Genomic DNA, 19,471 nt, shown 5'->3' with positions numbered 1-19,471 from the left:
AACTGACAATGTGGACGACCGTTGAAATTTCTGGACGACCGGCAGACGTATTCCTTCCTCAAACTGAAGCGGGTACAGAAGCACCGACATTCGCGGGAGCGGTGATCTATCTTCACGCTCATGGAGAAGAGAAGCTGTCGGAGAAACCGGAGTTCACCGAGATCTTTGAGCAGCACAAGTTGCCGATCGTTTGCCCTCGCGGAGCCAAATCCTGGTGGCTTGATGTCATCTGCAAAGACTTCGACGATGAACTCACCCCCATGGAATTCGTTCGACGCGATGTCACTGCCTGGATTGAAGAACAATGGGGGATCACCTCACCTCGCATCGCACTCCTGGGAATCAGCATGGGAGGCCAAGGGGCACTCAATCTTTCCTATCGACATGCTCTGAAGTTTCCGGTGGTCGTCGCCATTTCCTCTGCCGTTGAGCTGCACAAAGCATATGGATACGGGTACCCAATCGACCACATGTTCGAGAGCGCAGAAGACGCTAGACAGCAAGCTCCACTACTTCACCTACATCCGCTGAACTGGCCACGATTTCAATTCCTTGCGTGTGACCCCATCGACCCAACCTGGTTTGAAGGAAACGAAATTCTCGCCAGTAAGCTCGCTTCGTCCGGAGTTCCATTCGAGAACGACTTCCAAACGTCACTCGGTGGACACACTTGGGAGTACTTCACAGCCATGACGGCCAAAGGAATGACCTACATCTCAACGGCACTTCAGAAGCTGAGAACTTGAAGCAACTCTTCTCGATAGAGTCTGCGTCGTTGATCTTCGTGTCGACCGTTCAATCGACACTTCGAAGAACTGGTTTAGTGCTTGCTTAAGATCAGGCAATCGCCTGATCTCATGCGATGAGCGCAAAAAAGAACGAGCAAACCAGGATTCCCGATTTGCTCGTACTGAACATTCTGTTCCAGCTCGAAAGCTCACTACCGCTTCTTTGTAGCTTTCTTTTTGGTGGCTTTCTTTTTGGGAGCAGCCTTCTTCTTTGTGGCGGCTTTCTTCTTAGGAGCAGCTTTCTTTTTGGTAGCTGCCTTCTTCTTAGTCGCCGCTTTCTTTTTCGTAGCTGCTTTTTTGGTCGCTGTCTTCTTAGTTGCAGCTTTCTTCTTCGGAGCAGCTTTCTTTTTAGGAGCTGCCTTCTTCTTAGTGGCTGCTTTCTTCTTAGTTGCAGCCTTCTTAGTTGCCTTTTTCTTGGCCACGGAAACTCCTCCTTCCAAGAGTTTCAGGGTTGTGGAATCAAGCCGATGCTACTGGGCAAAAACGGTTGATATTTCCACGTTGCCGAATCCATCCCGATCCGCCAACCGTGGCGAACCGACTGTTGTCGTTCTGAACCAAGCTTTCAGAAATGAACTGAAACGCAAAGACATAGCGACAACAATGACTTGCGGCAAATGTTACGAAATCCAAAAAACCTTGCAACCCTGATTTGTACCGTTTTGACGACAACCATCACTCGCTGAACAGAAGAGATCACGCGTATTCGCAGCGCTGGCGATCAAGTTGAGTGCGCATTTGATCACAGACTGTCGTATTCGCCGAGTCACTCAACGCCGACTCATCCCGATCAGATTGATACACCGATGCTTTGAAGACAATCGAGCAAATACAAATGCAGCCCGTATGCGCCTGGCAACACGTTGATCGAACACAATTTGGCTGCATAAAAATCCACACAAAACAACACGAGCATCGCCGCTGAGAGTTGACGAAATCGCTTCACCGCTTCCACCAGATGTTGAACTCGATCAATTTCATTTCCGACTGTGAACGAAACCGACAATCACAAGCTGCACTCTGCGAAAGAAAACAAGCAAGCTGACGAACATCAATCAGCGCGACGTTGAACACTCATCGACCAATTTCTGCACTCAACAAATTTCAGCCGTCAAAAAACAAATTCCTAAACTCGACACTTTGTTCGAGACACGAAAGTCTCATGAGCAACGAAAGTCATCAGCTCTTGCAGAGACAAACTCGCAGACCTCGCCAATGACTTGAGCAACTCAGGCGATTGCATGCGCACGAAAAGCATCGTGCAGAAAGAGTCGATCAACTCATCGAAGTTGAAGCTGACTAGTCGCAGCGAGCGCACTGCTCAATGAGCTCAAGTTGCTACTCAAGGCGGAACAATTCTCGAGTGTTAGACGTTACCTGTTCGGCAAACTGATCGTAAGTCAGCCCATGCACGTCCGCAACACACCTGGCTGTGTGAACAACATTCGCTGGCTCATTCCGATTTCCTCGAACTGGAACAGGAGCCAAATACGGAGAGTCTGTTTCGACCAAGAGTCGATCAAGCGGAATCGACTTGGCTACGCTTCGCAGATCATCATTCTTCTTGAACGTCACCATACCTGCGAACGAGATATGCATACCCAGACTCAAACACTCTTCAGCTGTCGCTGTTGTCCCGCAAAACGAATGCATCACACCACGTAGCTGACGTCCCGCAGTGGTCTCTTTAAGTACTTCCACCACGTCATCTTCTGCATCTCGACAATGCACAATGAACGGCAAGTCGCGATCAATCGCCAATTCGATATGGCGAACGAAGTACTCCTTTTGAAGGTCCAGCGGCGCGTGATCCCAATAGCGATCGAGACCCGTTTCGCCAATCGCAACAACCTTGGAGTGACTCGCGAGAGACTCAATTTTTGAGAAGTCATCGTGCTGAGCTTCAGCAACGTAGTTCGGCTGAATTCCAACAACGGCGAACAGTTGTGAGTGCTGTTCCGCCAGACGAACCGCTGCTTCACTGGTGGATCGAGAGATCCCAATCGTGAAGATCTTTTCAACTCCAGCTTCGAGGGCCCTGGCAAGCACCCCATCCAAGTCAGTCTCAAACGACTGCTCGTCCAGATGGGCGTGTGTATCGATGAGCATGGTGCACTTCTCGAACCGGTCTTAAGAATTTGCACGAAAGTACACAGCGAACTTCGAAGCTGATGTGCAGGATGTGAACTCAACAGCGTCCCGCAGAATGAAGCCAATCTCGCTCCGAAGCGACCACTGTTTCAGTTCGACGAACTGACTTCGGAATTTGAGATCTTGAATTCGGAGAGCGACTTCACAACGTCTTTCTGTACGCCAATGGCGTCCTGCACAACGTCGAGGCACTCAGAATCGTCAGCCAATTGTGACAACGCCGATTCCAATTCACCCAGAACCGCAGCTTCGCTCTCGCGAAGTCGATTCAGAAAGAACCCCAGCGACACGAAATGGAGACTCGTGTATTCGTAAGGATAGACACCAAAGTCAATCGGGTGTTTGCGTTCTTTCAGAAACGCGACCATGCGTCCGACAACTTGTTCCTGACGACGGGCGGTCATCAGCAGGTGTTGCTCAGTGTCGAGATCGTTCAACGCTGCCCATGGCCATGATTCCGCAGCGTATTGCAGTAAGCTGCGATGCACCTGCACCAACAAATCATTCACAATTGAATTGGAAGAATCCATGCCATCATCTCATTCTGGTCGTGATCGACTGGCTTACTGAAACAGGGAGGCTGCAACGTATTTGGCTGTCGCAGTTAAGTCACCCTGAAGGGAAGACATTCCAAGAGCAAGAATTGGAATCGTGACCAGCAGGACATAGGCTCCGGCCATTCCGGGAACTTCCACAGGCGAAGCATCAGCTTCAGGCTCACTGATAAAGGCTGTCTTCAGAACGTTCAGATAATAGAAAAGACTGAACACAGTGTTGATCGCACCGAAGCCAAGAACAATCCACAAAAACCAGTGGGCATTGCCCGCTTGCAGTGCACTGTAGAAGATCATCATCTTAGCAAAGAAGCCACCAAATGGAGGCATTCCGACCAAGCTGAAAAAGCTGATCGCCAGACAGACACAAAGAATTTTGGTCGCTGCACTTCCGCTGACAATCCCTTTATAGCTTGAGATATCTTCGCGGAAAGTTTCATTCCTCAGAAGAGCGACAACCGCAAATGCTGAGAGATTCATGAACAGGTAGACCGCGACGTAGTACATCAAACCTTCCACGCACGTGGCTGCCTGACCAACTCCAACTTCCGACGTTGGCGAGTTCAGAATCACAAGCATGGCGGAAACTGCCATCACCATGTAACCGGCGTGAGCAATGGTCGAATACGCGAGCAGACGCTTCACATTGGTCTGACTGTAAGCCGCTAGATTTCCAAAGGTCATCGTGATAATGGAAATCGTTCCCAATGCGACACCGAACAGGATTCCAAGTTGAGAGAGCGACTCATCTGCTCCCTGGAATGCCAGAACAAATCGCACGAGCAGAGCCAAGGCAGCTGCTTTCGAGGCGACAGACAAAAATCCGCAAACTTCTGCCGAAGCCCCTTCGAATGCATCCGGACACCAGAAATGGAACGGGACCAGCGACAGTTTGAATGCCAGTCCGATCAGCACCATCATCATGCCCAGCACCAGTGTGAGGGCAGTTGTGTTCGACATCGTGAAGAATTCACCCTGCATCAGAATTGCAAAGCGTTCTCCAAGCTCAGGCATACTGGCTGTCCCGAGCAGGCCAGCGATCAACGAAATCCCGTAGAGCATCACACCAGCGATACCGGCTCCGTACACGACGTACTTCAGAGAGGCTTCCCCCGCCTGCTTGCGTCCCTTCTGGAAAGCAACCATGACGTAACTCGGGACACTCATCATTTCCACGGAGAGGAAGAGCATCAACAGATGATTCGCACCGACTGCCATCAACATTCCGACAGTGGAGCCAATCAACAGCGTGTAGAAGTCCTGACCATCTTCCGAATCTGGAATGCCAGTCAGAATTGTTAGAGCGATCACCAGAACCAAGAACAGCGTCAGCACGAGTCGGAAAAAGACTGCGAACTGATCGTGAACTAACAGCCCTGTGAAGTAAGGACCAATCTCACCCACACCTGACGGACTGAGTCTCCATTGGTCGAACAGAAATTCAAGACCACCGACACCAGCTCCGCCGGTCTTCAGATACATGAACTGCGCAAACACTCCGAAGAACGCGATCAGCGAACCGAAGAGAGCCACCCAGCATGTAGGAATCCGTTGATGCAAGTTCAGCATCCGCCACAGCAAGAGCAGCACGACGGTGGCGCACAACACGAGCTCGGGAGCAAAGATCTCCAATGAACGAGGGAGATCTTCTCCAAGAACGTGATTCAGAATCGAATGAACAGACATCGTTTGTTTTCGTTAAGGTGCGTCAACAGGATTCGAAGTGATGACCACGTTGTGGAAGACGAACTAGCGTGACAGCTGAGTGACAGCAGTCACAGTTTCCTGAACGGCCGCGTATCCCTCTGAGAGAGAAACCGTTAACTGGGCGATCGATGCATCCATCAAATTCAACACCAGCTGGTATGGGAAAATTCCGAGCAGAACCGCCAGGACAGCCAGCGATGCTGCAACTGTTGTTTCCCGGCTTGTGATCGGAACGATCTCTTCTTTGTGAGGACCTTTGTACTCTGGACCGAGGTAAACCCGTTGAATCGTCCAGAGAATGTAACCGGCTGTCAGAATGACCGCAGAAGCTGTGATGATCGCCAGAAGCGGGCTGTAGCTCCAAATGCTGAGCACCACGAAGACTTCCCCGATGAACCCACACAAACCGGGAAGTCCAAGACCAGCGAAGAAGATGATCACAGCCAGTCCACTGTACAACGGCATCAGCTGCATCAGTCCGCCGAATTTGTTCAGATCACGATGGTGAACTCGGTCGTAGATCACACCCACCATGAAGAACATACCGGCCGAAGAAATTCCATGACCGATCATCTGGAACATGGCTCCAGCCATTCCGAGTTGCCAGAAGTTCAGATTTTCAGTTGCACCAGTTTCGCTGATCTTCCAGACAGCCATACCAACGAGAACGTATCCCATGTGACTGACGGAGCTGTAAGCAACGAGTCGTTTGAAGTCTGTTTGAGCCATCGCGGCGAAGGCACCGTAAACAATGCTGAAGACTCCCAAAGCCACCAACGCGTAAGCTGCGTACTGTGTCCCGTATGGGCAGAGTGGCATAGCGATTCGCAAGATTCCGTAGCCACCCATCTTCAAGAGGACACCGGCCAGGATCATCGAGATTGGAGTTGGTGCTTCCACGTGAGCATCAGGCAGCCACGTGTGAACCGGGAACGAAGGAAGCTTAATCGCGAAACCGATGAAGAGCAGAATGAATGCAAAGATCTGCATTGTCGCATCGAACCCGCCAACCTTGGCGATCTCCGCCAACTTGAGTAGGTCGAAGATACTCTCGTTGCCAGCGATTTCTGAAGACGCACTGTTGAAGTAGAACATCAACATCGCGATCAGCATCAGCACTGATCCGAACAGCGTATACAGGAAGAATTTGATCGCAGCATACTCACGCCTTGGACCACCCCAGACGCCGATGAGGAAGTACATCGGCAAGAGCATGACTTCCCAGAAGACATAGAAAAGGAAGAAGTCGAGTGCGAGAAAGACACCCATCATCCCTGTTTCCAGGATGAGGAACAGCATGAGAAACCCGCGAACCTTAGTCTTGATACTCCAGGACGCCAGGCACGACAACATGCTGATCAAACCGGTCAACAAGACTAGCGGCAGACTCAGACCGTCGACCCCCAGCTGGTAGTTGATATTCCAGGTCGGAACCCAGGGGATGGACACAGCCATCTGGATTCCACCTTCCGAGCGATCGAACTGCTGAAGGATCAACAGAGTCAATCCAAATGTCACCGCAGTGATCACCAACGCAAAGTTGCGCATTGCGTCTTCAGCCTTCTTATCGAAGACCATCAGAAACAGCGCACCCAGCGTGGGCAGAAAGATCGTTGCGCTCAGTAAAAATGCTGGATTAGACATGGCTTGATTTATTCAGTGAATCTGGCAGACCGGAAGGTCGGAAGTAAATCGCAAACAACCTATCGAGGCAGGTAAGCAAACAACACAAAAAACAGCATCACAACACTGACAGCAATAAACATGACGTATTGACGGAGCCGCCCTGTCTGGACATACCGCAACGATCGTCCGACTGTTGAAGTCGCTTCTCCGACGGCATTCACCAGTCGGTCCACAACAGCTTCATCGAATCGTCGATCCCAATTGGAGATCGACACGACCATCCCGGCGAGAAATCCGAGGAAACGGTCGAGTACGCAGCGATCAAAAGCCGCTGCCCACGTCGCCACAACTATGGTCGGACGAACCCACATCCATTCGTAAAGCTCGTCGAACATCCACTTTTCTCGGAGGAACTCGTGAACGCCCCCGAACTGTTTTTGCATCGATGCGGTGTCAACGACACCAAGTCCGTAAAACAGATAGGCCAGGATTGTCCCACCGAATGCGACCAAGAGCGCGACAGCACCGGCACTCGCATGGAACTCATGAATCTGATGATGTCCCGGAAGGTTTAATCCGATGTGACCGGCTTCCATGGCACCTTCCGCAACATGGGCTGGCTCAGTCGTCAGAATCAATTGAGCCAGCGGACCGTTCTCGCCACCGATCGCACAAAACATCGCGAAGAACGACAACACCAAGAGTGGTGTGGTCATGACGCGAGGTGATTCGTGAGCGTGGTCGTAAACGTGTTGATCTTTTGGTTTCCCAAAGAATGTCATGAACCACATTCGGAACATGTAGAACGCGGTGATTCCCGCAGTGATCAATGGCACGAAGAACAGCAGCGAGTGAATTGGGTTCAGCGAGGAGAATGTCATTCCCGCAGCCACGATCGCATCTTTCGAGTGGTAACCCGAGAACGCAATCGCTCCCAGTTTCGGAATGCCGAGGAATGGAATCGCGAGTCCGCTAATCGCCACGACGCCGATGAACATTGTCCAACAGGTGATCGGCATTTTCTTGGCCAGGCCACCCATCTTCGTCATCTCTTGTTCGTGGTGACATCCGTGAATCACGCTTCCCGAACAGAGGAACATCAACGACTTAAAGAACGCGTGAGTGATCAGATGGAAGAGCCCAGCGAGCCATCCACCGACTCCCAATGCCAGCATCATGTAACCGAGCTGACTGATTGTTGAATAAGCCAGGACCTTTTTGATGTCGGTAGCAACCACAGCAATGGTCGCCCCAACGAACAATGTGATACAGCCGGTATACGCAATGACGAGCAGAACTTCCGGTGTGAACATCGGATAAAATCGACCGACGAGATAGACCCCAGCTGCAACCATCGTTGCAGAGTGCACGAGTGCAGACACCGGAGTCGGACCTTCCATCGCATCCGGAAGCCAGGTTTGAAGCGGGAACTGGGCACTCTTACCAATACACCCTCCAAAGATTCCCAAACCCGCTGCGACGAGAAGGAAGTACGGAATCGTTGGCTGATGGTTGCCACTCTGTGTGTGAATTCCCTGCTGAGCCTGGAGGACAACGACCTTTTCACGACCTTCGCCGTGTGTCTCAAGTTCGCCATCGGCATTGCGGACCATCTGGAACAGTCCCGCTGATCCGACTGTGTCTGGATTCGTTTCAGCGAACTGAAACACGCCGAACCAGGTCCAGAGAATCATCAATCCGATGAGAAACCCGAAGTCTCCCACGCGGTTCATGATGAAGGCTTTATTCGCAGCTGTGCTGGCCGACTTCCGCTCGACATAGAATCCGATCAGCAAGTAGCTGCAGACACCGACGAGTTCCCAGAAGATAAAGACCTGGAAGATATTCCCGGCCAGTACGAGACCGAGCATTGCGAAACAGAAGAGTGACAGGTACGCAAAGAAGCGATAGAAACGTCCGATGCGATGAAAATGCCCGCCATCATGAGTGTGCACGAAGTGGTCTTCGTAGTGTTCTGTCAGCTCATCGCTCATGTAGCCGATTGCAAAAATGTGAATGCAAGTCGCAATCAAGGTGACCATGGCAAACATCGCGACGGTCAAGCCGTCGATGTACCAGTCAAGAGTGATGTCGAGTGAGCCGTACTTCCCGAGACGGTAGAATGTTCCGGCGAAAGCTGTCTTGAACGGATCATTTGCATGGGAAACATGTCCCCCGTGGTGGTCGTCACCATGTTGATCATCGTCATGGTGAGCGTCTGCATGATCTCCATGAGCGTGTGAATGATCATCGTGATCATGGCTGTGAGCGTCATCATGCCCTGCTTCGGGAGCATCGCCTTCGTGATGAGCAACAACAGCTTCCGTATCTCCGAAGTGCCACAGGTTGAGGTCAGCTGCGTCAACCCAGGTGAAGAGAGCGACGAGACTCAACAGAAAACCAGATCCGATACAGCCGACTGCAAGATAGGCCGGTGTCTTGCTGGTTCGTTCGCTCCAATAGCCACCGAAGATTTCGATCACGAACCCCAGCAGCGGCAACAGCCAAGCTGCGGTGAGCAGCCACATCAGCAGATTGCCAACTTCACTATAAAATTCAGGAGACATCATTTGTCGCTGTGGTCAGTCGTTTTGGTGGTCAGTAAAAACTGTTTCAGTCGCAGGAACACTTCATCGCCACTACAGCTAAGCAATGACGGGAGTGCCTTGTCATCCTTGTAGATCGGTTGCCTGATCGATGTCGACGGTCATGTGATTGTTGTAGAACGCAAGAACAATCGCCAACGCCGCAGCTGCTTCGGCAGCAGCCAGAACGATAACAAACAAAGACATCACCTGCCCATCAAGCCCGAGCGATCCATACCGAGAGAACGCGACGAGATTGAGATTTGCCCCATTCAGCACAAGCTCAACGCCCATCAAAACACCGATGGCATTTCGCTTCGTGGTCATACACACCACACCGCAGACGAATAAGACCGCGGACACAGCGAGAAACATTTCCAGACCGACGTTTTCCACAATGTTCTCCCTCTGCTGTTAAGCATTCTCAACGTCGACACGTCGCTTGGCACGGGCCAGATAGGCAGCACCGACGAGGACAACCAACAGATGCACGGAAACGATCTCGAACGGCAACAGATATCCGGCACTGACTTCATGGTTGCCATGAGTATGTCCGTGATCGGAACCGTCTTCAGACTCCAGCGAAAGATCCTTGTCGAAACGCACGCCCAACAGCGCTGTTCCCAAACTTCGCGTTGTGTTTCCAGATTCGTCAGGATTGTAGCCACGCTCAATAGCGCCATCTTCGCCCTCATGAACATGACCATGATCACCATGGTCATGGGCAGCTTGATGTGCTGCATTCGCGAGACGCTCTTCGTTCGCCTGCCAGTTCACAGACAAAACTGTGGAAGCAACGAGAGCCAGAAAGGCCATCCCGATAATTCCTGCCTGAACAACTTCAGCAGGTTGACTTTTAATCGTTCCGTAAGGACCGCTTGACGTCAGCATCACCCCGAAGATCAGCAGAACAACTGTGCCGCCAACATAAATCAGAAGCTGTGTCGCTCCGACAAAATCGGCACCGAGCAGAAAGAACAAACCAGCCACTGAACTCAGAGAGATCACCAGCCAGAAAGCCATTCGCACGACATTTTGGCTCAGGACGACAGCCAGAGCGCCCCCGCAGGCAGCGAGAGCATAGATCGTAAACAGTACTGTCGACATTATTCTGCCTCTCCCGTTGAGAGACCCGCTGTCACGAGAGAGTCCCGATCATTCCATCGAATCATTGCCGTTTCGTCCCCCTCAACTTCAGCGGAAACCTGAGGCTCCCCAGAACGTGGCGAACGTGGCATCCGATCACCAACTGGTGACCAGATCGATGTTTGTCCGATCGCAGCTGCCAGAATCAGTGGCCACATCACAGCCCCCAGGAACAGGAAGCAACTCATCGGCACAAGATATTTCAAGCAGGTGGTCATCACCTGATCGATTCGTAGTCGTGGCAAAGTCCAGCGAATCCAGATCTGCACAAAGACCAGAATTGCCGCTTTCACCATCAGCACTTTCAACCCGAAGACTCGAAGAAGATAGTCACCGCCGACAGAAGTTTGAGCAGTCGAAAGCAACCAGTCATCAAGCGGAGGAATCCCCGTCCACCAGCCACCGAGGAACAGAAGTGCTCCCAGTGCACTAACGAAGAACATGCTTGCGTATTCAGCAAGAAAGAAGAACGACCATCGCATTCCGGAATATTCAGTATGAAATCCACCGACGAGTTCACTCTCAGCTTCCGCGAGGTCGAATGGGGCCCGCTTGTTACTGGCGAGTGTGACTGTGAAGAAGACAAAGAAGGCGAGGAACGCAAACGGGCTACTGAAAATCAACCAGTTTTGAATTCCGCCTGACTGCAGGGCACCGATCTCTCCGAGATTCAGAGTCCCAGCTACGACCACTGGAATGACAACGGTAATCCCCAGTGGAACTTCGTAGCTGACCATCTGGGCAGCTTCACGCATTCCACCGAACAGAGACCACTTGGAACCACTCGCATAGCCAGCGAGCACGATTCCCAGAACCTCCAAAGAGAGGACTGCCAGAGCGATAAACAACCCGGCATCCATTGCAACTGCGACGAGACCTGCACTGAATGGCAGGAACATGAATGCAGAAAAAGCTGCAATCACAACAATGTAAGGAGCCAGCCGAAACAGCATCACGTCGGCGGCATTTGGAGCGAGATCTTCTTTCTGAATCAGCTTCACACCATCGGCGAGAGACTGCAGCCAACCGAACCGGCCGCCGACTCGCGTCGGTCCCAATCGGTCCTGAATTCGACCGGCAACTTTTCGCTCTGCCCAGATAAAGACAAAGGCCGGAAGACCAAAGAAGAGGCCAACGAGTGTCGTATGGACAATCGCTGCCCAAACCGCAGCAGGCAACACAGACAAGGGCCAGAAACTGACCGAGTCAATCCAATTTTCGATTGATGTTGCCAAGAGAAAGGGATTCATTCAACGGTGCCTGTTCGAGTCCTGCAGCCACTTCGAGAAGGAAATTCTCTGCGTCAGCACGGATTCAGCGAGTCAATCTCCAACAGAAGTCCAGAGTTATGACAGATGCGACAGGTGACTTCAAGCGACCCTATCGCCGTTTCCGGTGTTGGGAAGAGAGTTTCCCAGACTCGCCCGAATCAAACACTACTGCTGAGGTTGGAAAGAATCTGCCCAGACCTTTTCAGCTGCCTCTTCACCACTTTTGATACAGTCTGGAATCCCGACGCCAATAAATGCGTTCCCCGCCAAAGCGATTCCCTGAAGCTCATCAACCTGACTGCGAATACGCTCAACCCGTTGCAAGTGACCAACTTCGTATTGAGGCATGGCACGATTGTATCTGACAATCTTCATGAAGTCCGGTCTTCCGCGCACTCCCAGAATTGACTTCAGCTCGATCTGAACTGTGTCCATGATCTGATCATCGGAAAACTCCACCTCGCCGGGCTGCATTGCTCCTCCGACGAAGGTGCGAAGAACGACTCGCCCATCAGGTGCGCGATCGGGAAACTTTCGGCTCAGAAATGAAACCGCGAGAATCCGCCTTCGCTCTCGATGCGGGATCACGAGCCCGAACGCATCAAGCGGATGCTCAATGTCGTCAAGCTGATGACCAGAAACCACAATCGCGCTACTCGCGTAGTCAATCTCACTCAAGCTTGAAGAAAGCTCCGGACTGGCTGACTCGAGAATTGATGCACTCAGATAGGCAGGCAACGCCATGACAACTGCGTCAAAGGTGCGAGGGGGCGATTCTTCAAACTCAATTCGAATTCGACCGCCATCCGGACGAACTTCGCTCACCTTAGTCCCCAGTTCAACCGTTGCTTTCTCTTCGACCTTCTCCAGCAAGGTGTTGAGCAAGTGCTGCATTCCATTCGCAGGAGTGACGAAGAGTCCGTACCTGGCACCACTCGCCGGACCGGAATCTTGCTTCTGCTTTCGAAGACCGCGAATTACGCTTCCGTACCGTGCTTCGAGTTCCAGAAAGCGTGGCAGTGTCGCCTGTAGCGAAAGCCGTTCCGGGTCAGAGGTATAAATCCCACCCACCATGGGCTGCACAATATTGTCGAGCAACTCTTGCCCGAATCGCCTGCGAACAAAACTCGCGAGGCTTTCATCTTCGTTACTGGCTTTTCGACGAACTAAGACCTCTTGCGCGACGCGCAGCTTGGCTGGCAGCGACAGCAGCGGCGACTTGATCATCGGCCACAACTCAGCTGGACCGAGCAATTGAAAGCCCGCCGGTGTTTCGATCGGTTTCCCCCGACGCAGAATCAGTGACCGGCGAAACTCAGAATTCGTCGAAATCAACTCATCCTGAATTCCCAGGCGTTCACACAAGCGAACTCCCCATGGCTTATTGGTGACGAACGAGTCCGCTCCTCTCTCAATTCGGTAGTCCCCGATCTGCTCGGTCCCGAATGCTCCTCCGATTCGCTCCGCAGCATCAAACAGCGTGAGTTTGACAGGTTGAGATTTTTCCTGACTCAGTTCAATCAGACGGTAAGCAGTCGCCAAACCGCTGATCCCCGCACCGATGATGGCGATTTCTTTCGCGGGGACGTCTGATTGTGAAGATGACGAAGAGTCCGAGTCGTTCATGGAAGTTTCAGTTCGTGAGTGCGAACGAGTTTTTTGCATCGCTGAGACGGAACGGCTTGAGGGTTCGGTCGGTTCATCGAACTCTCTGTTCCGCTCTCATTTCGGGAATCGGCAACCTCATTCAGGCGATCGGCCTCCCCCGACGAATGAGTATTCTTGCCACCATGGTCTCCACGGACAACTTCTGGAACACGCATTTCTCGCCGATTGCCACGTGCGGACTCCTCAGTTCGCAGTACAACAATTGACGTGATTGCCGATAGAAAGGTAACAAGACGATCTCGATCTCCAGCTTGAATCGATTCGCGCTCGTCAACGCTCCCCTCATCGAACGGATCAAGTTCCGTCGAGAGCAATGGAACGATGCGATTTGTCCCACATTCGCAGTCGGCTGGAGGTTTCTTGTTCCCCAACCACAACGCAGTGCATCATGCAACGTCGAATTGCCGTTCTGCTTGTCATGGGAAGCCTATTTGCGATTGCGGGTGAATCCGTTTCCCGCGCCGAAGAATCTCAAGCTGAGTGGACTCCGCAACACGCACTCAAGCAGTATCAGTCACAGCTTGTCTACGATCCAAACCGAGCTGCTGCCAACACTCGCCAGAGTTCTGCATCTCCAGCGACTCGAGAAGATGACATTCCAGAACTGGAAAATGCTCCCGTTGATGTTGCGATCGGAGGAGTTCCTGACCTGATCCCTTCGGACTTCCCACCAAATCCAAGAGATCAACTGAATGCTGTTCCGAATCCGTATTCCACACATCATCCTTCCTCGCTGACAAGCGATCCGTGTTGTCCGCCGACGAACGATTCCAAATGGTTCGCCAAGGAATTCTCGCTGTTCGGAACAACCTGGAACAAACACCTGTTCACAACCAGCGTGATTCCCGCTTCGGAAGATGGAGTTGGTTTCACATCCCTGGAAATTGGAACGCAGATCTTTCCAAATGCTTTTCCGCTGCTGCGAGTCAGCCCGCGGTTCGCGTGGCACTCTGTCGACCGTCCCGACTCAATCGACCTTCCGGCCAACGTCTACGACACCGCCGTCGATATTGCCTTGTTTCTCCCCTTCAACGAACAGTGGTCGTTCTTCGGAGGGGTAGCTCCGGGGCTTTACACCGATTTCGACAATACTTCCTCTGACGCATTTCGAGTGATCGGTCGCGCACTGCTCTTCTACAAACGATCCGAATTCCTGAAATACGCGTTCGGATTTGTTTACCTCGACAGGGAAGACATCTCGGCACTGCCTGCTATCGGGGCCATCTGGACTCCGCAGTCGACTCCAAATCTGACGTTTGAGATCATGTTCCCCAAGCCTCGTATTAAATACGTGCTTGAAAAGTGCGGCGAAGCAGAGAACTTCGTCTATCTGGGTGGCGAACTTGGTGGCGGAACCTGGGCGATTCAGGAACGAAGCGGAAGAGACACCATCGTCACCTACAACGACCTCAAACTGGCACTTGGATATGAAAAGTCCAACCCCGAAGGTCTGACTTGGTTCCTGGAGACAGCGTACGTTTTCGATCGATCGCTTGAGTACCCGGATCAGCCGGAGGTTGATCTCAGCAGTTCCGGAATGGTTCGCGTCGGCCTGAAATACTGACCCGCGCAGAATCTCTTCGACGACATTCGACGCAAGAACTGCTTGGGCTGAGGAAGAACGATCTTGCGATCGAAATCGCGGTATGGGATAAGAAAGTCAACGGGTGATCTTCAACTGCTGATCGATTATGCAAAACACTGAAACCGAATTGAAGCCTTCAATCTCTGGTCCAGAGAGCCAGACGAAGGACGATCAGACGGCCGCAAAAACGAAGACGCCCACGCATCCACTTGTCGCCAGCATCGAACAGATGATCATCATCGTCGGATTCTACATCCTCTCGATCGGGCCCATGTACTGGCAGTGGATTGCAGCCAAAGACGTCGACGGATTCCATTTCATCGAAGTGCTCTATCGCCCACTCTGGGTTCTCGCTGGAGAAATTCCCGCTCTCGCAGACTGGCTGAACTGGTACGTTCGGCTGTGGATATTCTAAGGAAGCAGCACGGTACTCGGCCTCACGACTTTTCATCTCTCCAATCGTCACAGAACGGTCGCACGCTCTCTGATCTGACGAAGGTCTCCGCTGAGATCAACAGACCTGTTTGCCGACAAATCAACATCTGGTTATAAGTCTCAGTAGTCGTGCAACCTTGTTTCTGATTGCTGAGAATAATGGCCATTGATCCTGCATCTAATCTTCCTGAGACAGAGCCCCTTGATACGGTCCCGCCGGAATTCGACCAGGAATTGAATGAAGGAACTCTGCCCCCGCCAAAAACACTCGGCGGAATTCTGCGTCAATTGGGTCCGGGACTTGTCGTTGCTGGCAGCATCGTTGGATCGGGAGAGTTGATCGCGACGACCAAAACCGGTGCTCAGGCGGGCATCGCTCTGTTGTGGCTCATCGTGGTGGGCTGCCTGATCAAAGTCTTCGTTCAGATTGAACTCGGGCGTTATTCCATCTGCAATGGAGAGACCACGCTCAATGCATTGAATCGTGTCCCGGGCCGCATGGGACCAGCCAACTGGATCATCTGGTTCTGGTTCTTCATGATGCTGGCCGGAATCGCGCAGCTTGGCGGGATCGTCGGTGGAGTGGGTCAGTCCCTCGCGATTGCGATTCCCTTCACCGGAGACTATCGCGAAGCCATTGCTGTCCCTGAGCAAAGCGAAATTGCTTCCTATCTCGCATGGACTGAGATTCTCAACAGCGAAACTGTGGAGTTGACCGACGTTCCTGAGGAAGAGCTCACTCGAATTCAACTCGGCCACAAGCGCATCGGCGATGCTCTCGGAGAGTTGGGCGAACGGGGAACTCAAGCACTCGAAGCCGTCAAAGCTGGCGAAACACTTAAAGACCCGCACACCTGGGACGACAAGTTCTGGGCATTGATCGTCGGACTGATCACGGTCGCACTCCTTTACAACGGACGCTACAGCGTCATCCAGAACATCTCGACAGTTCTCGTGATTGCATTCACGTTCATCACAATTGGAAATGTTGCCTCGCTTCAAATGACCAAAGAATGGGCCTTGTCGTGGGACGATATCGCGACAGGTTTCTCGTTCGGTCTCCCGAAGACCGGTTACAATTGGGATTCACTGGCGTCCTCGGAAGTCCTCTCTCGGTGGGGAGAGACTCTAAAGACGGGTGACAAATGGGATTCACTGGCGACAGCGCTGGCGACCTTCGGAATCATCGGAGTCGGAGCGACTGAGTTGATCACCTATCCCTACTGGTGTATCGAGAAAGGGTATGCCCGCTACACCGGAAAACGCACGAACGATGAAGATTGGGTGACGCGCGCTCGCGGCTGGATGAAGGTCATGCACTACGATGCATTTCTGTCCATGGTCGTCTACACAATTGCGACGATGGCATTCTTTGTGATGGGCGTAGCTGTCCTCTACCGAGAAGGACGCGATCCCGGCGGAATGCGAATGGTGAGCACGCTGGCATCCGCATATGTTCCAGTCTTCGGAACGTACGCCAAGTGGCTCTTTCTGGGAGGAGCCATCGCTGTGCTCTATTCAACGTTTCTCGTCGCCAATGCGGGTCACTCCCGAATGTATACCGACGCGATGAAGATCTTCGGATTTATCCCCCGCAATGATCAGAAAGCTCACGACAGAACTCTAACGACATTTTGCGTCGTCCTTCCCATTCTGTGCGTGGCGCTGCATTGGACGGGGATCGATCCTGCTTCCGCTGTTTTGTTATCGGGGATGATGCAAGCCACAATGCTCCCGATGATCGGACTCGGAGCCCTTTACTTTCGGTACACATCCACTGATCCGCGACTTGCACCCAGCAAGCTGTGGGACTTAATGCTGATTCTCTCGTTCCTCGGCTTGCTCGTCGCCGGTGTCTGGGGCGTTTACCTGCAGATCCAGAAACTCCTGTAGAGCAAGTTGTTCTTGCCTGTGCACTCGCTTGTACTACTTCACCCAAAAACAGGCTGCGCTTGCTCGTGCGGGGTGAATGCAAACCAGAACTGAAGATGCCACAAAAGCACAGTCATTTCAGGATCGCAGTTGCCCGTGAGCGCATTCGAAGAATGACGTTTCGACGGGTGACGAAATCGCCGGAAAACAGGGTCAAAAGATGACTGTACTGATGCCGGCCATCACCCAATGATTGACCATCTCGACAGGTGAGAATTTTGAGTGCGCGGAATAGACGGTGATCTCAACACCGGCATGCCCAAGAGCATCCAAAGCTGCCTGACCTTCTGCGTCGTTGACTTCTTCGAGGATCAGAAGACGTCCTGAGTGACTGCTTCGCAACGGCGGTAGAAACTCAGTCCATCGCTTGGGAAGTCGGCTGCAAATCACGCCTCGAACACGTGTCAAATCGTATTCGCTGGAGTCCTGCAAAATTAGTTGTTGGAGCCCGACAACTGCTCCTTCACCTTCGCCCAGAATGTGGACGCGATCGGTGTGAATGTTGAACTCTGACTGAGCAGCACGAACGCAATCTCGAACAGTCGCAAGAGAAGCATCCGGACGATGGAGTTTCCACTGAAACTCTCCCGGAAATCCGAGCTGATGCGGAAAGGGCGCTCGCACTCCAAGTGCCATAAAGTTTTGATCGCTGATGGCTGGGAACCATCTTTCGAGATCCGCTTCGGATCGATGATGATCGTGAACGTAAGCAATCAGCGGGTAAGCATATCCCTCGGTGTAGTTCTCGGGGAAATATGTCGAGAATTTGAGATCGACCGCCAGGCTGGCGATTCTGGCAGCATTGAATCGGCGATGAACGGAAAGCTGGCCACCGGACTGGCCGCTAGGGCTTTGAAGTCCGTTCCCGAGCGACTCCATTTCTCTGGGTTGTTCGAAGGACCGATACCACATTTTTGATAACCTCCGTGGATCCCGAAATCGTTCGGGAATGATGTGCGTCGTTGGGAACCGGCCGTCTGGCAATCGGTCGCGACACAATTTCCTGAAACGGAAAATGCCGTCCCGGGCATGCGGTGGCCTTCAAGTCACCATGTTTCAAGATCTGATCGTTTTGAATTCCAAACTGCGTTCTGAGTTCTGAAATCAGTCGGCTGACTGCATCGACTTGTGCAGATGTGGGGCCAGCCTCTTCAAAATTTCCGACGAGGCACACTCCAATTCCAAAGTCGTTGTACTGCCGGATTCCAGCGTGTGCTCCGCTGATCTGTTCTTTCCAGCGAAAGGTCGGCTGAACCTCCCCGTCGCCCATTCCCTGCCCGTTTCCAATCACAAAATGGTAACCGATTCCCTTCCACGGATTCCCTGAGGAATCGACTCGTCGCTGATGCGCTTCGTGGATCGATTGGACACTTCCCGACTGTGTCGCTGTGTGATGCAGGATCACAAACTTCCAGGCTTTCAATTCCGTCGCTTGGTTCACTTCAAGGTTGAGAATCGTCTCTTCTGCAACAGGTTCTGGCTGACGATCTTCGACTTCATGTTTCGTCTGATCGATTGCCTTTTCCAGCTGAATGTCAGTGCTTGGACGGGGCGGATCTGCGCAACCCAACACCGCAACAAAGTGCAGAAGCACGGTCACCGCAAGGATCGGGAACAAACGTTGAACTCTCGAAAAGTGAATCATGCCTGGGATGTTTGTACGTAGCCTTCGGGAGCGATGTCAACTTGGATCCCTCAGCCATCGCGATCGATTCTTAACAATCGGCAGCGATTGCCCTACGTGTCACGATCTGACACGCCCGGGGTGCAAGACTTACAAACCTAAATCGAGAATGCGACAATGAATGGAGAAACTTTCACTTCACAGCATCAAAAAACACAATGAACCAGTCTTACTGAACGCACCAATGATTCGTTCGCCCAGAATGAAAGAACGAGAACTATTGCTGCTCGCAGGCAATCACATTTTTGACGATTCGATCGATCACGCAGAAGATCACAGCTATGATCTTCATTGCTCCGAAATGCGAATTGCCACAGACTGACCTGCGACCTGAATGCT

16 protein-coding genes are annotated in these 19,471 nt (G+C 52.2%); 4 read left to right on the top strand and 12 right to left on the bottom strand.

The genetic code is table 11. The features are described from left to right. Positions 1-8: 8 nt before the first annotated feature. Positions 9-746 carry an alpha/beta hydrolase-fold protein gene (locus tag AB1L42_RS06325; protein WP_367052544.1) on the top strand — a complete coding sequence of 246 codons (738 nt, stop codon included), beginning with the start codon at positions 9-11 and terminating at the stop codon, positions 744-746. A gap of 194 nt (positions 747-940) precedes the next feature. On the opposite strand, the gene AB1L42_RS06320 is transcribed toward AB1L42_RS06325, so the two are convergent. The 10 genes from AB1L42_RS06320 to hemG form a co-directional block, all read right to left on the bottom strand. Next, on the bottom strand, positions 941-1,210 hold the full coding sequence (locus AB1L42_RS06320) for a hypothetical protein (protein ID WP_367052542.1): 270 nt from the start codon (positions 1,208-1,210) through the stop codon (positions 941-943). A 916-nt stretch (positions 1,211-2,126) separates the two neighbouring features. Continuing rightward, positions 2,127-2,897, bottom strand: a complete 771-nt coding sequence (locus tag AB1L42_RS06315) for a TatD family hydrolase (RefSeq protein ID WP_367052540.1) — start codon at positions 2,895-2,897, stop codon at positions 2,127-2,129. A gap of 131 nt (positions 2,898-3,028) precedes the next feature. Beyond that, entirely contained in the window at positions 3,029-3,469 is a 441-nt protein-coding gene (locus AB1L42_RS06310) for a hypothetical protein (protein ID WP_367052538.1), read from the bottom strand. Positions 3,470-3,502: 33 nt separating this feature from the next. Then, complete coding sequence (locus tag AB1L42_RS06305) at positions 3,503-5,179, bottom strand: NADH-quinone oxidoreductase subunit N (RefSeq protein WP_367052536.1); 1,677 nt, start codon at positions 5,177-5,179, stop codon at positions 3,503-3,505. Between the two features lie 63 nt (positions 5,180-5,242). Then, a complete protein-coding gene (locus AB1L42_RS06300; protein ID WP_367052534.1) occupies positions 5,243-6,844 on the bottom strand; it encodes an NADH-quinone oxidoreductase subunit M in 1,602 nt (533 codons plus the stop codon). A gap of 59 nt (positions 6,845-6,903) precedes the next feature. Further along, positions 6,904-9,396, bottom strand: coding sequence for an NADH-quinone oxidoreductase subunit L (gene nuoL / locus AB1L42_RS06295; protein WP_367052532.1), 2,493 nt, complete (start codon positions 9,394-9,396; stop codon positions 6,904-6,906). A gap of 99 nt (positions 9,397-9,495) precedes the next feature. Further along, on the bottom strand, positions 9,496-9,807 hold the full coding sequence (nuoK, locus tag AB1L42_RS06290; RefSeq protein ID WP_367052530.1) for an NADH-quinone oxidoreductase subunit NuoK: 312 nt from the start codon (positions 9,805-9,807) through the stop codon (positions 9,496-9,498). An 18-nt stretch (positions 9,808-9,825) separates the two neighbouring features. Then, positions 9,826-10,518 carry an NADH-quinone oxidoreductase subunit J gene (locus AB1L42_RS06285; protein ID WP_367052528.1) on the bottom strand — a complete coding sequence of 231 codons (693 nt, stop codon included), beginning with the start codon at positions 10,516-10,518 and terminating at the stop codon, positions 9,826-9,828. After that, positions 10,518-11,807 (bottom strand): NADH-quinone oxidoreductase subunit NuoH, encoded by a 1,290-nt coding sequence (gene nuoH / locus AB1L42_RS06280; RefSeq protein ID WP_367052526.1) that lies wholly within the window; start codon positions 11,805-11,807, stop codon positions 10,518-10,520. The genes AB1L42_RS06285 and nuoH overlap by 1 nt, the downstream gene beginning before the upstream one ends. A 186-nt stretch (positions 11,808-11,993) precedes the next feature. After that, complete coding sequence (gene hemG / locus AB1L42_RS06275; protein WP_367052524.1) at positions 11,994-13,454, bottom strand: protoporphyrinogen oxidase; 1,461 nt, start codon at positions 13,452-13,454, stop codon at positions 11,994-11,996. Positions 13,455-13,884: 430 nt separating this feature from the next. Between hemG and AB1L42_RS06270 the strand changes: the two genes are divergently transcribed. The 3 genes from AB1L42_RS06270 (at position 13,885) to AB1L42_RS06260 (ending at position 17,409) form a co-directional block, all read left to right on the top strand. After that, positions 13,885-15,060, top strand: coding sequence for a DUF6268 family outer membrane beta-barrel protein (locus AB1L42_RS06270; protein WP_367052522.1), 1,176 nt, complete (start codon positions 13,885-13,887; stop codon positions 15,058-15,060). A 127-nt stretch (positions 15,061-15,187) separates the two neighbouring features. Then, positions 15,188-15,496 carry a hypothetical protein gene (locus tag AB1L42_RS06265; RefSeq protein WP_367052520.1) on the top strand — a complete coding sequence of 103 codons (309 nt, stop codon included), beginning with the start codon at positions 15,188-15,190 and terminating at the stop codon, positions 15,494-15,496. 179 nt (positions 15,497-15,675) lie between these two features. Continuing rightward, the gene (locus tag AB1L42_RS06260; protein WP_367052518.1) at positions 15,676-17,409 is read left to right on the top strand and encodes an Nramp family divalent metal transporter; all 1,734 of its coding nucleotides are present in this window, start codon (positions 15,676-15,678) and stop codon (positions 17,407-17,409) included. A gap of 192 nt (positions 17,410-17,601) precedes the next feature. Here AB1L42_RS06260 and AB1L42_RS06255 read toward each other — a convergent pair whose 3' ends face one another. Then, positions 17,602-18,327 (bottom strand): hypothetical protein, encoded by a 726-nt coding sequence (locus AB1L42_RS06255; protein ID WP_367052516.1) that lies wholly within the window; start codon positions 18,325-18,327, stop codon positions 17,602-17,604. Next, the gene (locus tag AB1L42_RS06250; protein WP_367052514.1) at positions 18,293-19,093 is read right to left on the bottom strand and encodes a peptidoglycan recognition family protein; all 801 of its coding nucleotides are present in this window, start codon (positions 19,091-19,093) and stop codon (positions 18,293-18,295) included. The genes AB1L42_RS06255 and AB1L42_RS06250 overlap by 35 nt, the downstream gene beginning before the upstream one ends. Positions 19,094-19,471 lie beyond the last annotated feature (378 nt).

The organism is Thalassoglobus sp. JC818 (assembly GCF_040717535.1).
Taxonomy (GTDB): domain Bacteria; phylum Planctomycetota; class Planctomycetia; order Planctomycetales; family Planctomycetaceae; genus Thalassoglobus.
The sequence above is the reverse complement of the archived record's forward strand: the minus strand, read 5'-3'. Positions and strand labels throughout refer to the sequence as shown.